General features: G+C 39.5%; 16 protein-coding genes. 7 read left to right on the forward strand and 9 right to left on the reverse strand.

The window, feature by feature from the left end; translation table 11 throughout:
• Positions 1 to 140: 140 nt before the first annotated feature.
• The 6 genes from PE36_RS14855 to seqA form a co-directional block, all read right to left on the reverse strand.
• Positions 141 to 1,013, reverse strand: coding sequence for a 6-carboxytetrahydropterin synthase (locus PE36_RS14855; RefSeq protein WP_006032864.1), 873 nt, complete (start codon positions 1,011 to 1,013; stop codon positions 141 to 143).
• Between the two features lie 66 nt (positions 1,014 to 1,079).
• Positions 1,080 to 1,472, reverse strand: coding sequence for a DUF2750 domain-containing protein (locus PE36_RS14860; RefSeq protein WP_006032865.1), 393 nt, complete (start codon positions 1,470 to 1,472; stop codon positions 1,080 to 1,082).
• A gap of 143 nt (positions 1,473 to 1,615) precedes the next feature.
• A complete protein-coding gene (locus PE36_RS14865) occupies positions 1,616 to 2,557 on the reverse strand; it encodes a pyridoxal-phosphate dependent enzyme (protein WP_006032866.1) in 942 nt (313 codons plus the stop codon).
• A 40-nt stretch (positions 2,558 to 2,597) separates the two neighbouring features.
• Positions 2,598 to 3,392 carry an ABC transporter ATP-binding protein gene (locus PE36_RS14870; protein ID WP_006032867.1) on the reverse strand — a complete coding sequence of 265 codons (795 nt, stop codon included), beginning with the start codon at positions 3,390 to 3,392 and terminating at the stop codon, positions 2,598 to 2,600.
• Between the two features lie 27 nt (positions 3,393 to 3,419).
• Positions 3,420 to 4,439: a vitamin B12 ABC transporter permease BtuC gene (gene btuC, locus PE36_RS14875; RefSeq protein ID WP_006032868.1), complete on the reverse strand. Its 1,020-nt coding sequence runs from the start codon at positions 4,437 to 4,439 to the stop codon at positions 3,420 to 3,422.
• A 98-nt stretch (positions 4,440 to 4,537) separates the two neighbouring features.
• The gene (gene seqA / locus PE36_RS14880; protein WP_006032869.1) at positions 4,538 to 5,158 is read right to left on the reverse strand and encodes a replication initiation negative regulator SeqA; all 621 of its coding nucleotides are present in this window, start codon (positions 5,156 to 5,158) and stop codon (positions 4,538 to 4,540) included.
• 170 nt (positions 5,159 to 5,328) lie between these two features.
• On the opposite strand from seqA, the gene PE36_RS14885 reads away from it, so the two are divergent.
• The 4 genes from PE36_RS14885 to fldA are packed head-to-tail and all read left to right on the forward strand — an operon-like array spanning position 5,329 to position 7,227.
• Positions 5,329 to 6,096, forward strand: coding sequence for an alpha/beta fold hydrolase (locus PE36_RS14885; protein ID WP_006032870.1), 768 nt, complete (start codon positions 5,329 to 5,331; stop codon positions 6,094 to 6,096).
• A 47-nt stretch (positions 6,097 to 6,143) separates the two neighbouring features.
• Positions 6,144 to 6,359: a DUF2788 domain-containing protein gene (locus tag PE36_RS14890; RefSeq protein WP_043994589.1), complete on the forward strand. Its 216-nt coding sequence runs from the start codon at positions 6,144 to 6,146 to the stop codon at positions 6,357 to 6,359.
• Between the two features lie 35 nt (positions 6,360 to 6,394).
• Complete coding sequence (gene ybfE, locus PE36_RS14895) at positions 6,395 to 6,667, forward strand: LexA regulated protein (protein ID WP_006032872.1); 273 nt, start codon at positions 6,395 to 6,397, stop codon at positions 6,665 to 6,667.
• A gap of 32 nt (positions 6,668 to 6,699) precedes the next feature.
• Complete coding sequence (gene fldA, locus PE36_RS14900; protein ID WP_006032873.1) at positions 6,700 to 7,227, forward strand: flavodoxin FldA; 528 nt, start codon at positions 6,700 to 6,702, stop codon at positions 7,225 to 7,227.
• Between the two features lie 165 nt (positions 7,228 to 7,392).
• Here the strand turns inward: fldA and PE36_RS14905 are convergent, their stop codons facing one another.
• Positions 7,393 to 7,881: a DUF4442 domain-containing protein gene (locus PE36_RS14905; RefSeq protein ID WP_006032874.1), complete on the reverse strand. Its 489-nt coding sequence runs from the start codon at positions 7,879 to 7,881 to the stop codon at positions 7,393 to 7,395.
• Between the two features lie 180 nt (positions 7,882 to 8,061).
• Between PE36_RS14905 and fur the strand changes: the two genes are divergently transcribed.
• Positions 8,062 to 8,487, forward strand: coding sequence for a ferric iron uptake transcriptional regulator (gene fur, locus PE36_RS14910; protein ID WP_006032875.1), 426 nt, complete (start codon positions 8,062 to 8,064; stop codon positions 8,485 to 8,487).
• A 129-nt stretch (positions 8,488 to 8,616) separates the two neighbouring features.
• On the opposite strand, the gene glnS is transcribed toward fur, so the two are convergent.
• Positions 8,617 to 10,263: a glutamine--tRNA ligase gene (gene glnS, locus PE36_RS14915; protein WP_006032876.1), complete on the reverse strand. Its 1,647-nt coding sequence runs from the start codon at positions 10,261 to 10,263 to the stop codon at positions 8,617 to 8,619.
• A 220-nt stretch (positions 10,264 to 10,483) separates the two neighbouring features.
• Here glnS and PE36_RS14920 point away from each other — a divergent pair, with 220 nt between their 5' ends.
• Entirely contained in the window at positions 10,484 to 10,864 is a 381-nt protein-coding gene (locus PE36_RS14920; RefSeq protein ID WP_006032877.1) for a type IV pilin protein, read from the forward strand.
• Positions 10,865 to 10,929: 65 nt separating this feature from the next.
• Here PE36_RS14920 and rfaH read toward each other — a convergent pair whose 3' ends face one another.
• Positions 10,930 to 11,454: a transcription/translation regulatory transformer protein RfaH gene (gene rfaH, locus PE36_RS14925; protein ID WP_006032878.1), complete on the reverse strand. Its 525-nt coding sequence runs from the start codon at positions 11,452 to 11,454 to the stop codon at positions 10,930 to 10,932.
• 321 nt (positions 11,455 to 11,775) lie between these two features.
• On the opposite strand from rfaH, the gene PE36_RS14930 reads away from it, so the two are divergent.
• Entirely contained in the window at positions 11,776 to 13,224 is a 1,449-nt protein-coding gene (locus tag PE36_RS14930; protein WP_006032879.1) for a peptide MFS transporter, read from the forward strand.
• Positions 13,225 to 13,235: the final 11 nt, after the last annotated feature.

Genomic DNA, 13,235 nt, shown 5'->3' on the forward strand with positions numbered 1-13,235 from the left:
TTATCCGCGATCGCTCATTATCTATGCCTGATTCAGTGATAAGCACAACAAAAAAGCCCGCTAACCGCTACAATATGAGTGTAGTGGCTAACGGGCTTATTAATTAATTTAACTGTAAATGACGTCTCCGCTAAGGACGATTAAGCAGAAGCAATCGCGCCTTTACCCACACCTTCATAAGCAAATACAGTCAGTGAGTCATTGCAGTCTTTTGCTAATGTATCGGCAATATACTGAGCAATATTCTCAACCGTTGTTTCGGTCGGCATAATTTCGACAATTGATTTACTAATCGCAAGTTGGAACTCACCTTGTGGAGCTTGATATTTAAAGCAGTAATGTTCAGGCGTTAATGCCGCCATACCGGCACGTGAAAGTGATAATTCAGATGCTGATACCATGTCGCAATGCTCAGCAAGGTAGATGTCTCTCCAACGCTCAGCCCAGCTAAATTCGAGGGCTGTATCACGCTCATCATTACGCAAAATTTCAATCGTCGAGCGATGACCATGGGCAATACGCTGGCAATTACCTAAATGTTTACGTAAACCATGACTGTAACAGTAATCTGCACCATCAATTTTTTCTTCACGTAATTTCACATCTAATTTTTTAACGTTATTTGGTAGACGTAACATTAACTGCTCAGTTAAATACGTTTCTAAACTTGCTAAAGTAATTTGCTCTGCTGGGATAAGTGCAAACGCTTGGTCAGGGCAAGCTAAGTGAATTGATTCACTGTGCTCACGCCAAGCATCAACATAGGTAAACGCACCATCACTCATCACATCACAAAATTTAGCATGTGCAGGTACGATCAATTTATGATCAACGAGTTCATCAACCGTCGACTTAATTAACTTTTTAACAATACCAAAATCAAGGATCATGCTTTGTTCATTTAAGTCACCATGCAGAACAATATCCACTAACCAACTCTGGCCAATAATGCCACGTGAATAATCCAATACTGAAGAATCAATAACAGTAAGATCTTTGACGAATAATTTCATCTAAATTATGTCCTTTATACTAACTAAAATGGGTAAAGCTGTTGGCTTGGTACTATTTTATCAATGCTATTTTTGAGCGTCGTATTCATCTTTAAATGAAGCGATAAGCTCTTCACTATCAACAACAACGACTTCTTGGTCTGCTTTTGGAAATACTGAGATAACAACGCCATCTGCAGCAAGACCTGGTAACCAGTTGTTACGCCAAGCACCCATTTCAATTTTAAGCGGCTGACACGCAGACCAATCGCCTTGGATCCATTCACTTGCAAACTCGGCATGTGGCCAAACTGGAATGCTTCGCTCACCATCCGCTTCGCTAACAACAAAACCGTTTTCATCTGCTAGTGTCCATACTTCTTCAGACTTAACCGCACGAAATACGAAATAGTTGAAACGCGCTTCTGGTGATTTTTCAACTGCTTCAGCAGTTTGCTTGTCATGAATTTTAAATGTCATATTCTTCTCTCAAGAAACCGCCGTTTGCAGTTTCAAATAATGTTTATAATAAAGCAGCAGCGGATTGTACGCTGCACAATAATAAATACCAATAATAAATACTAATAATAAGAGTAAATAATAAAAGTTAAACCGGCGTGAGCTTATTTTGCCAATGCCTGCTTGCGCAAATAACGCGGTATCATGGTTTCATTACCCTGCAATCCACCTTGGTGTATATACAGAATGGGGCGTTTATCGGTACTTTCAAGCCCTGCTGCTATATTGGTATTCTCGGCAATAAACTCCCGCTGTAAGCATAACCAAGCAAGCGGATCGTAGAGTAAATCAAACTCGATATTGGTAGTTTGTTTTAACTCCGTCCAAATGTGATAAAAAGGCAGGTAAAGTTTACCAAAGTGATACTTTTTCTCTGTTGCGATAATCGTTGGATGTAAAGACTCGTCCGCGCACAATTCCAAGAACTGTTGTTTTAAATAACCATCGCCACCAACACACGCACAGGTTTGCACTTCAAAGGGTAAATGTTTTTGTAAAAATAAGGCGGTAGTGCCGGTGCCAGCAGGTAATACCACGCGAATGTCCGAGTACGATTTTGATTCCGCCCACGCCATAATTTCATCGGCAAGTATTTTCAATCCCGTTTCAGCATACTGACAACGACCACCTTCAGGAATGAACACCGCGTGTTGACCTTGCTCAACCAAACTCGGTAATACTTGCTGGTGTATATGCTCAATGACAGTAAGTTCAGAATCAACCACGATGATCTTAGCGCCCTGCTCTAACGCTGCACGATAATTACCTTGGGGGTTATCAATGAGGTACTGTGGTAAGTGATCAACATAATAATGCAGCTGACATTGCTTTAATTTAGCTAATACAGACAAGGAATACAGCGAGTTAGCTTGAGCAGAGCCATGACCGACCAGGATATCGACCTGGGATAAATCTTGTTGTAAAAAGTGATAAAACTTTCTGGCTTTATTACCGGTAAAAGCCACGTCCAATAAATCATCGCGCTTAACGTAAACTTGATGGCCTAAAAATTCGATCTCATCTACAGGGGTATTACGTAGTTGCATAGACTGTTCCTAGTTTTATTACGTAGCGTTAAGAGTCTAACTAAACTGATACAGGCAGCGCTGCAGATACAATAAATTGGCGGCCATTAACCGCCAACAACTCGGTATCGACATCATAGACTTGTTTAATGGTATCAACCGTTAATACTTGAGCTGCATCACCTTGCCCAACCACACGCCCCGCCTTTAACAATAACACTTCAGAGGCATGATTAAGGGCAAGGTTAAGATCATGGATAGAGGCGATCACCGTAATACCTGACTCAGAAAGTTCTGTTAATATTTGCAGTACTTCAATTTGATGTTTTAAATCAAGTCCTGTCAATGGCTCGTCTAACAAACACAAAATTGATTGTGGATTGAGTAGCGGTGATACTTGTACCAAGGTACGGGCAATCAATACGCGTTGCCATTCACCACCGGATAATTGATCGCAATTACGCTCAACTAACTTAGCGATATCCAAACGCGATAATAACTGATTAATCACCTGACAAGCTTGATCATCTTCCAAGCTTATACCCAATGGATGTAAGCCTAACGCAATGAATTGGTATACCGGAATAGCAAACGGGGGCGGTGATGCTTGTGGTAGCCAAGCACGCTGAAGCGCTAATTCGGCAATAGGGTAATCAGTGACGCTACGTTCCGCCAGTCGATATTCGCCATCGCAAGCTTGCGTATGACCGGCAAGCAATGCTAATAACGTGCTTTTACCACTGCCGTTAGGCCCCAATAAAAACAAACAACCACCGTCATCAATTGAGATGTTGATATCAAATAAACGTTGTTGATAGTTAACGTCGACAAGCGTTAATATTGCCGGTTTCTTCATCGTATTTTTTATCCATACTAATGTGCATTAAGCTACTTGCTTACGTAATAGCAAATAGATAAAAAAGGGGGCGCCGAGACTGGCAGTAATGGCCCCAACAGGTAACTCAGCGGTAGCAAATGCACTGCGGGCAATCAGGTCTGCCAATAATAAAAAACTCGCCCCAAGTAATGCCGAAGCAGGCACCAGAAAACGTAATTGACTGGTCACTAATATGCGGAGTATATGCGGAATAACTAAACCGATAAAACTAATTACCCCCGCCATTGAAACAGATATCCCCGTTAATACAGCAACGCATAAAATAAGCTGAATACGTAATTTAGGCACATCAATACCCGACTGGAAAGCGCCCTGTTCACCAAACTGTAAAAGATTTAGTGCATCAATACGGCCCATTATCCATATAAAACTCAAACTTAAGGGGATCACAGCAATATAAATCAGGTCAGCGCCATAAGCTAAATTCCCCATCATCCAGTACAGCATTTGACGCATGCTACTGTCATCGGAAAAATACAACAGCCAGGTCATAATGGCACCAGAAAAGATGCCGATCGCCACGCCAAGTAATAATATTTTTGTCGTGGGTAAGTTATTTTTGGTTACTTGATACAGTAAATACGTGACTAAACTGGCCCCAATAAAAGCCGATAATGGCAAAATATAATGCTGTAGACCGGCCCACTGTGGGAATAAGGTATCAAGAAAAACAATCGATAACACCGCAAACAAACTGGCAAACGATGAGATGCCGATCACACCAGGCTCGGCAAGTGAATTAGCCAGCAAGACTTGTAAAATACAACCCGCAACGGCTAACGCGGCACCGACCAAAATAGCGGTAATAATACGTGGAAAACGTAATTCAAATAATACTTGTTGTTGCAAAGGCGATAAACCATTAACAAGATCATCGACACCAATACTAAAATTACCCGACGCGAGTGAAATAAAAGTAACGGCAACAAGGAAAATAGATAACAAGATAAGGGTAGTTCGACTTTTTTGCGTACTAGCACGCTGTAATTTAAGTAGGTCGATCATAATTTAAGTGGGGGATCTAAAAGAAACAGACAAGGCACTTCAAATAATGTCAGCATAACGCTTAAGCACATTTCAAATACCTTGTCAGCAGGCTGTAATTAAATAGATTGGCTTACAGCATCAATTAACGCATGGGTATAGCCCATTTCAGCCATCAGTTGCGTAATTATATTACGTTTGCGTCCCGTATTGGTATTAGTAATAACCCAATATGGCGTATGCTCAATATGACGCGGCTTAGTGGTATTACCAGCACTTAACAATTCACTTTCAGATTTTGCAAAGTAAATACGTTTACGGCCTTTAATATCAGTCGCACTATCGAACTCTTTCGGGTTTTCAGCATAAAGCACAGATAAAATCTGAATAAACTTAGTCACCGAAACCGTCGTTTCTTTAAATTTCTTATTTTTAATAAGCTTAGCGATACTGGTTGGCAATGTAGAATGGCTAACTACCTCTACTTCTGTATCGACCACAATAGGTGCAGATACAGGTGTAGGTTCTACTATTACCGGTGATTTAGTTACCGTTTGCTTAGTCTCACTGTTGGTGTCCACTACATGCTGCTGCAATGCTTCAACATTCGTCAAATCTGCAGAAACATCTGTTGATACATCAAGTAAGCGACGTAAAATATCTGATGCACTTTCGCCAATATCTTTCGTTTGACTAGCAATATAACGATATAGGTCGTCTTCAAGCTCAATCGTTTTCATATTTAACTAGTAAATCCTTGCTTATAAATTTGGTTTAATTATACCTTGAGAATAGATTTCTCTCTATGCTTATAAGCAAAATATTACCTCTGTGATGCATTTATCGACAATTCATACACGACATTAAGCTAATTATTGCGGTAGAATCAGCCACAATAACGGAGAGATATATGTTACTTAATCACAAAATATACGGTCAGGGTGTTCCTGTTATCGTTATCCATGGTTTATTTGGCAGCGCCACTAACTTAGGCATGTTAATTAAACAACTAAAAACTGACTATCAAGTCATCGCAGTTGATGTCAGAAACCATGGCTTATCTATGCGCCATGATAGTATGCATTATGATGATATGGCAAATGATATTATTCAGTTGATGGATCATTTAACAATTGAACAAGCCCACATCGTCGGCCATTCGATGGGCGGTAAAATTGCGATGCGTACTGCACTAAACTTCCCGACTCGCGTGACGAGTTTGGCGGTAGCCGATATAGCACCAGTGAATTACCCACCTCGACATAATAATGTCTTTGCCGGTTTAAAAAATATACCGTTAGCAGACATCAGCAGCCGCAGTGAAGCGCAAGCAAAACTGGCTGAGCATGTTGAAGAAGCTGGTGTGCAACAATTCCTGCTCAAAGGCTTATATAAAAATAGCCAAGGCCAGTTTGATTTTTACTATGCGTTAGACACAATTATTGCCCAATACGACGCTATTTCTGATTGGCCAGAAGTGAATAAACAGTATGATAAACCAGTGTTATTTATCAAGGGGATGAATTCAGATTATATTACTAATGCGCATAAATCGGCGATCGCCAAATACTTCCCACAGGCAAAAGCAAAATTAGTACAAGGTACTGGACACTGGTTACATGCCGAAAAACCGGTGATATTTAATAAAATAATAGTCGACTTTTTATTTAGTCATTAGTCACATTGTGATATATTTGCCCATTCGTACTTTAGGTGAAAATTGATATGTTGTATGAATACATTGACTTAATAGAAACTGTAGGCATTAAGCTATTCTTTGTCGTGCTGTTTTTCTTGATCGGCATGGCAATTCACGACGTACTAAAAAAAGGTAACGTACCTCGATTCGGACGTATATCGGTTTGGTTTGTACTTTGTTTTGGTATGGCTGGTTTTGTGTTTAAAGAAATATTGATCACTGTCTGGGAAACCCAGATTTAATTACTAATACGATTAACTGCAATGGCGAAAAAAACGTGGCAAAGGAAAGTTTAGATAGAACCACGATTGACCTTTTTGCTGAAGAGAAGCGTGCAGGTAGACCTAAAACCAACCCACTCTCACGCAAAGAGCAGTTGAAACATAATAAACGTAATCAATTGAGCCGAGATAAGGCTAATGGATTAAAACGTATTGAATTAAAAGTCGAACAAGACTTATTTGATATGTTAAATATGAAAGCAAAAAGTGCTAATATGACACGCAGTGAATATATACAACAATTATTGCACACTCATGTAGCAAGATAAGTTTAAATTAAAACTATTAGGATAATTTAAGAATGGCTAGCGTAGGCTTATTTTTTGGTAGTGACACTGGTAACACTGAAGTAGTTGCTAAGATGATCCAGAAACAACTGGGTAAACAGCTTGTTGATGTTAAAGATATTGCAAAATCAACAACTGCAGATATTAACGAATTCAGCCTATTAATATTAGGTATTCCGACTTGGTATTATGGCGAATCTCAATGTGATTGGGATGATTTCATGCCGTCACTAGAAGAAATTGATTTTTCTGACAAACTAGTTGCAATCTTTGGTTGCGGTGACCAAGAAGATTACGCTGAGTACTTCCTCGATGCAATGGGCACACTACGTGACGTTGTTGAAGCAAAAGGTGGGACAATAATCGGTGAATGGTCAACTGAAGGTTATGATTTCGAAGCCTCGAAAGCGCTCACTGATGACAATCACTTTGTTGGTTTAGGTATCGACGAAGACCGTCAACCAGAATTAACAGCAGAACGTGTTGAAGCTTGGGTAAAACAGATCCACAGCGAAATGTGCCTTGCTGAACTAGAAGACTAATCTTTTAGTTTATACCCAAACCTCATCAAGGTCTGCGCTCAGCAAATCACTATAGTTTGAGTATATTAAGATAAAGGTAAAACGACGTGCTAACACGTTATTTACCTTTATCTTCTATCTCCCTATACTTATTTCTTATACTGACATCCTCACCCTAGTACCTCATTACGCGACTGCAGTTTCGAGTATACAATACTTCTCTTTTTTACGAATATAGAGAGTACGCTTAATCTTTGCGACTTCGGTACCATTGGTGTCTTTAATTAACACCTCAAACTGTGGAAATATTTTGTTGCCCGTTTTTGTTGCTTCAACAATATCGGCTATCTGCTGAGCACTCAATTCAAACTCGGCCAACAGTCGCTTCTTACCTGGCGCAAGATATTCGATCTCTGCAGCCTTATCCCACACCACATACTCTTTACCTAGAATGCCCATAAACATCAACGGATAAATAGGGTCCGTCATCGAAAACATGCTGCCGCCATATTGGGTACGATTGGCGTTTTTATTCCACCAACGAAATTTCAATGATACTTTACAACGTAAATAATCCGCTGATAACTCCTCAATCCGGATGCCTGCGCCACGAAAAGGTGGCCATAGGTTGAGACCAGATTGAATAACTTTAGAATATTTAAAAAAATGTTGCATTTAACCCTCACAAAACGACATCTGGTCATACCAGACTTAACAAATTGCAGGTTAACACTTAAATTTCTGTAATTATATCCCGCTTTAACAAATATGAGGTTTATTGTTTTTGCGTCTCGTCATATAATGATTAAGAATATAAAGAAAAAATACTTTTCTCTATTTTAAAATGAGAACGTTATGACTGATAGAAAAAGCGCATTAAAAAAAGCAGGGTTAAAAATAACGCTGCCACGAATTAAAATTTTAGAATTATTACAACTCCCTAGCAGTCAGCATACTAGTGCCGAAGACTTATACAAACAATTGCTGAGTAAAGGCGAAGAAATTGGTCTAGCGACAGTATATCGAGTACTTAACCAGTTTGATGATGCCGGAATTGTGACACGCCATTATTTTGAAGGCGGTAAATCTGTTTTTGAATTGGCAACTCAAGAACACCACGACCATCTTGTATGTCTTGATTGTGGCCACGTAATTGAATTCCATGATGACTTGATCGAAGATCGTCAACGTGACGTTGCGGCCGACAATGGAATGACATTACAAGCCCACAGTTTATACCTGTATGGCCGTACGTTAGATGGCAAGTGTAACCATAAATAACCACATACTAAACACCAGATAAATAAAAAGGAGCCTATGGCTCCTTTTTTATGCGTCTTTTTACGTTGCTATAACCCCAAGAAACAAAATATTATGTCTTGGGGTTAAATTGCTAACTTATAAACATGCTTAGCCGCGTAAAGATACTGTACGGTTAAACACAAGTTTATCCGCAGTTGAATCTTTACTGTCGGCACAGAAGTAACCTTCACGTTCAAACTGGTATGCGCTTTCGGCTTTCGCTGCAACAAGACCCGGTTCAACTTTAGCTGTTTTAATCACAACTAATGATTGTTCATTCAATGCTTCTTCTAATGTTTCAACGCTTGTAGGATCTACTATTTTAAATAGGCGATCATAAACACGTATTTCCGCATCAACAGCGTCAGCAGCTGATACCCAATGAATAACGCCTTTCGCTTTACGACCATCACTTGGGTTCTTGCCCAGTGTTTCATCATCGTAAGTACAGTGAATTTCAATGATATTACCCGCGTCATCTTTGACAACGTCATCGGCTCTAACAATGTATGCATTACGTAAGCGAACTTCTTTGCCTAATACTAAACGTTTATATTTCTTGTTCGCTTCTTCACGGAAATCCGCACGATCAATAAATAGTTCACGGCTAAATGGCAGAGTACGGGTACCCATATCTAGTTTAGGATGTGCTGGTGCAATTAATTGCTCAGTTTGATCTTCTGGATAATTAGTAATGACTAATTTAACCGGATCAAGAACCGCCATTGCACGTGGTGCTGAATCTTCAAGATCTTCACGGATACAGGCTTCTAACATACCCATTTCGATCGTATTGATTTGCTTCGTTACGCCGATACGTTTGCAAAATTCACGAATTGACGCAGCGGTATAACCACGACGACGTAAACCAGCAATTGTTGGCATACGAGGATCATCCCAACCAGTTACATGGTTTTCTGTCACTAGTGCGTTAAGCTTACGCTTAGACATCATCGTATATTCAATATTTAAACGTGAGAATTCATACTGACGCGGACGACAATCGATTGAGATATTGTCTAATACCCAATCGTAAACACGACGGTTATCTTGGAATTCTAATGTACAGATAGAATGTGAAATACCTTCTATCGCATCAGAAATACAATGGGTGAAATCGTACATTGGGTAAATGCACCATTTATCGCCAGTCTGGTGATGATGAGCACGTTTAATACGGTAGATAATAGGATCACGCATACACATAAATGATGAAGTCATGTCAATTTTTGCACGTAAACAACATTCACCATCAGCAAAACCAGCATCACGCATTTTATTGAATAGCGCTAAATTTTCTTCAATGCTCGTGTCACGGTATGGGCTGTTTTTTCCTGGCTTATTCAAGGTTCCACGATATTCACGGGTTTCTTCTGCATTTAAGAAACAAACGTACGCTTTACCGGCTTGAATAAGTTCAACTGCATACTCGAATAACTTATCGAAGTAATTTGATGAATAGCGAACTTCGCCATCCCAGTTAAACCCTAACCACTTTACGTCTTCTTGAATTGCATGAACGTAATCAATGTCTTCTTTCTCTGGATTAGTATCATCAAAACGCAGATTACACTGTCCCTGGTAATCGTCAGCAATACCAAAGTTCAAACAAATAGACTTGGCATGACCAATATGCAAAAAGCCATTCGGCTCTGGCGGAAAACGCGTATGCACATTAGTGTGTTTGCCGGAATTTAAATCTTCATCAATAATCTGACGAATAAAGTTCGTTGGGCGTACTTCGGCCTGACTCATTCCTTACCTCAAACAGTAAATTTTTAATAAAATAGTGGGTGATGATCTAACAAAAAGGCGCCAGACACAACAACTAAATGCTAATGCGGGCCAGTTAACCTTGTTCCACCACCATTAACCTTCACCTGAACCTAATCACCATCACAACACTGTTTAAAACATCATCAACAGACGATTGATTACCTAGACTCAAGCCAACTTAATAATAACGGGAAACATAATGCTAAAATTGTTTAGGCCATCAGGGTTTACGCTCATTGAATTACTAATCACACTCGCCATCGTGGCTATTTTAGCGGGTATAGGGGTTCCCAATTACCAAAACTACACGTTAGCAACACATCGAGATCAAGCCAAAATTAAGTTAACAGCAATTAGCTTATTAGAAACAGATCATTTTAGTCGGCAGCAACAATACCTTGAGTTGAATAATTTAGCAGTTGAGCTCCGCAGCAGTAAATACCAGTACAGTATTGTCATTGCAGCAAACAATCAGTACCGAGTAACCGCAACAGCGATAAATGAGCAACGCAATGATAGTGAGTGTCGAGAATTGAGTTTAGATCATAATTTAACGCGGTTACCAGCCATCTGCTGGTAACAAAAAATAAGCGTTGTAACTTAAAACCGATGTGGTGAAAAGAAACCTTAATTTAGGCCAAATACTTAATATTCGCTGTCTGACTTACTTTTTATCTCACCGTTAGCGACACTCATTGTTGTGGAGTGATTGATCAAATTAATCAATAACATCGAACGTTCTAGTCCATCTTTACATTGATAAATAGCCTCAATGCCTTTAAAAGCGCCATCTTGAATAATCACTGTTTCACCTTCGCTAAATACGGTCACTTCGTTTGCCGACTTATCTCGGCATCGTTGTGTTGCTCTTAACTCCGTAACCAATGCAGCAGGCACTTTCGTGTAATTTGCCCCACATTTAACAAAATCAATGACGCCACGGGTAGAGCGAATACTATTAAAATTTGCCGTATTCTTATCTATTGCAACAAATAAATAATTGGGGAAAATAGCAATCTCTTGGCAAATTAACTTGTTGCGCAGTTTCTTCTCAACGGTCATCGTGGGGTAAAAACTTTCAATCCCTTGATTTTTTAGGTTTATTAATGCCCTAGGTTCTTCTTTTCCTTTACAGTAAAGTAAGTACCAATCTTTTTTATCATCCGCCATTTTGACTTGATTATCCTAATCATGATCTCACTTTTAATTTTACGTCAACTTTGATGAAATTAAAGCCTAAATGAAAATTACTTTTAAATGTATATATATCAACCATAAAGACTCATAAAAACAACACTTATATAACATTGCGGCTGCAACAATAGAACAACAACTCGAATTAGGGTGATACAGCTCTTAAAATTGATATCCACGCTTGTCAGTCTCTACCAAAAGGGATATAAAAGAATGAATCAACTGATAAAAGATTAATTATCAGCATGAAATTATAAATATAAAAAACAAATACAAAAATACAACACAGGCGATATTATGAATCCTAATAATTCAGATACATTTATGGGTCATCCAAAAGGACTATTCCTTTTATTTAGTACAGAAATGATGGAACGCTTTAGCTATTATGGCATGCGTGCAATTCTTGTTCTTTTTCTAGTCTCAGTAACGCAAGACCAACAAGCTGCCGCATTATTAACCGATCCTAACTACCAAGGTGGTATTCCAGGTTTAGGTTGGACTCAAGCAGATGCTCTTTCTCTTTATGGTACCTATACCGGCTTAGTTTATATCACCCCACTGATTGGTGGCTGGTTAGCTGATAACTTCCTAGGACAACGCAAGAGTGTCATAATTGGCGGCGTGCTAATGGCAATTGGTCAATTCCTTTTGTTTGCACCATTAGAAGTATTAGCATTCAGCACGACAGCAAGTCTTTACTTAGGTCTTGCTTTCCTAATCGCTGGTAACGGTTTGTTCAAACCAAACATCTCAACGATGGTTGGTGATCTATATGAAGAAGGTGATAACCGTCGTGATGGCGCGTTCACTATCTTCTATATGGGTATTAACATTGGTGCTTTCCTATCCGGTATCCTGGTCGGCGCGGTCGTGGTTTACACAGGCGACTACAAATATGGTTTCTTAATGTCTGGTATCGCCATGGTACTAAGCGTGGTATTACAAAAATTATTTGCGAATAAATACCTTGGTAGTATTGGTATCGAAGCGGCGGCAAAAAAAGAACGCGCCGCCAATAAAGGTAAAAAACAAACACTGACAGCGATTGAAGTTGATCGTATTAAAGTTATCTTAATTTTAGGTCTATTTGTTATCATTTTCTGGGCTGGCTTCGAACAAGCCGGTGGTCTAATGAACCTTTACGCAAATGATTATACCGACCGTATGATTGGTAGTTTTGAAGTACCTGTTGCTTGGTTCCAATCACTCAATCCATTCTTCATTATTACCTGTGCACCGATCGTAAGCATGATTTGGATTAAAATGGGTCCTAAAGAGCCGACATCACCAGTTAAATTTGCAATGGCACTATTGATGTTAGCAATTGGTTTTGTATTCATGATCTTTGCAACACTCGAGCAAGGTGGTGACTTAACCGTTAAAACCAGCATGTACTGGTTAGTCGGTGCGTACTTCTTCCATACTATGGGTGAATTATGTCTTTCTCCAATCGGTCTATCTATGATCACTAAGTTAGCACCACTACGCTTAGCATCACTGATGATGGGCGCATGGTTTGGCTTTAACGCGATTGCGAATAAAGTGGCAGGCATGATTGGTGCACAAATCGGTGAAGCAGGCCCAATGGCTATCTTTGGTGGTATTGCCATAGCCGCGGTGATTTCATCACTGATCCTATTTGCATCAGCACATAAACTAATTTACTGGATGCACGGTGCAGAAGGTAAAGTGATTACTAAAGACGATACAACTAATCAAAAACCAGTTACAGCAACAGCTTAATACTGACAACT

This window comes from Moritella sp. PE36, from assembly GCF_000170855.1.
Taxonomy (GTDB): domain Bacteria; phylum Pseudomonadota; class Gammaproteobacteria; order Enterobacterales; family Moritellaceae; genus Moritella.

What these genes read in the sequence shown, in the direction of transcription:
- PE36_RS14855 (WP_006032864.1), bottom strand. Translation starts at nt 1,013, where the DNA reads ATGAAATTATTCGTCAAAGATCTTACTGTTATTGATTCTTCAGTATTG.
- PE36_RS14860 (WP_006032865.1), bottom strand. Translation starts at nt 1,472, where the DNA reads ATGACATTTAAAATTCATGACAAGCAAACTGCTGAAGCAGTTGAAAAA.
- PE36_RS14865 (WP_006032866.1), bottom strand. Translation starts at nt 2,557, where the DNA reads ATGCAACTACGTAATACCCCTGTAGATGAGATCGAATTTTTAGGCCAT.
- PE36_RS14870 (WP_006032867.1), bottom strand. Translation starts at nt 3,392, where the DNA reads ATGAAGAAACCGGCAATATTAACGCTTGTCGACGTTAACTATCAACAA.
- btuC (WP_006032868.1), bottom strand. Translation starts at nt 4,439, where the DNA reads ATGATCGACCTACTTAAATTACAGCGTGCTAGTACGCAAAAAAGTCGA.
- seqA (WP_006032869.1), bottom strand. Translation starts at nt 5,158, where the DNA reads ATGAAAACGATTGAGCTTGAAGACGACCTATATCGTTATATTGCTAGT.
- PE36_RS14885 (WP_006032870.1), top strand. Translation starts at nt 5,329, where the DNA reads ATGTTACTTAATCACAAAATATACGGTCAGGGTGTTCCTGTTATCGTT.
- PE36_RS14890 (WP_043994589.1), top strand. Translation starts at nt 6,144, where the DNA reads ATGTTGTATGAATACATTGACTTAATAGAAACTGTAGGCATTAAGCTA.
- fldA (WP_006032873.1), top strand. Translation starts at nt 6,700, where the DNA reads ATGGCTAGCGTAGGCTTATTTTTTGGTAGTGACACTGGTAACACTGAA.
- PE36_RS14905 (WP_006032874.1), bottom strand. Translation starts at nt 7,881, where the DNA reads ATGCAACATTTTTTTAAATATTCTAAAGTTATTCAATCTGGTCTCAAC.
- fur (WP_006032875.1), top strand. Translation starts at nt 8,062, where the DNA reads ATGACTGATAGAAAAAGCGCATTAAAAAAAGCAGGGTTAAAAATAACG.
- glnS (WP_006032876.1), bottom strand. Translation starts at nt 10,263, where the DNA reads ATGAGTCAGGCCGAAGTACGCCCAACGAACTTTATTCGTCAGATTATT.
- PE36_RS14920 (WP_006032877.1), top strand. Translation starts at nt 10,484, where the DNA reads ATGCTAAAATTGTTTAGGCCATCAGGGTTTACGCTCATTGAATTACTA.
- rfaH (WP_006032878.1), bottom strand. Translation starts at nt 11,454, where the DNA reads ATGGCGGATGATAAAAAAGATTGGTACTTACTTTACTGTAAAGGAAAA.
- PE36_RS14930 (WP_006032879.1), top strand. Translation starts at nt 11,776, where the DNA reads ATGAATCCTAATAATTCAGATACATTTATGGGTCATCCAAAAGGACTA.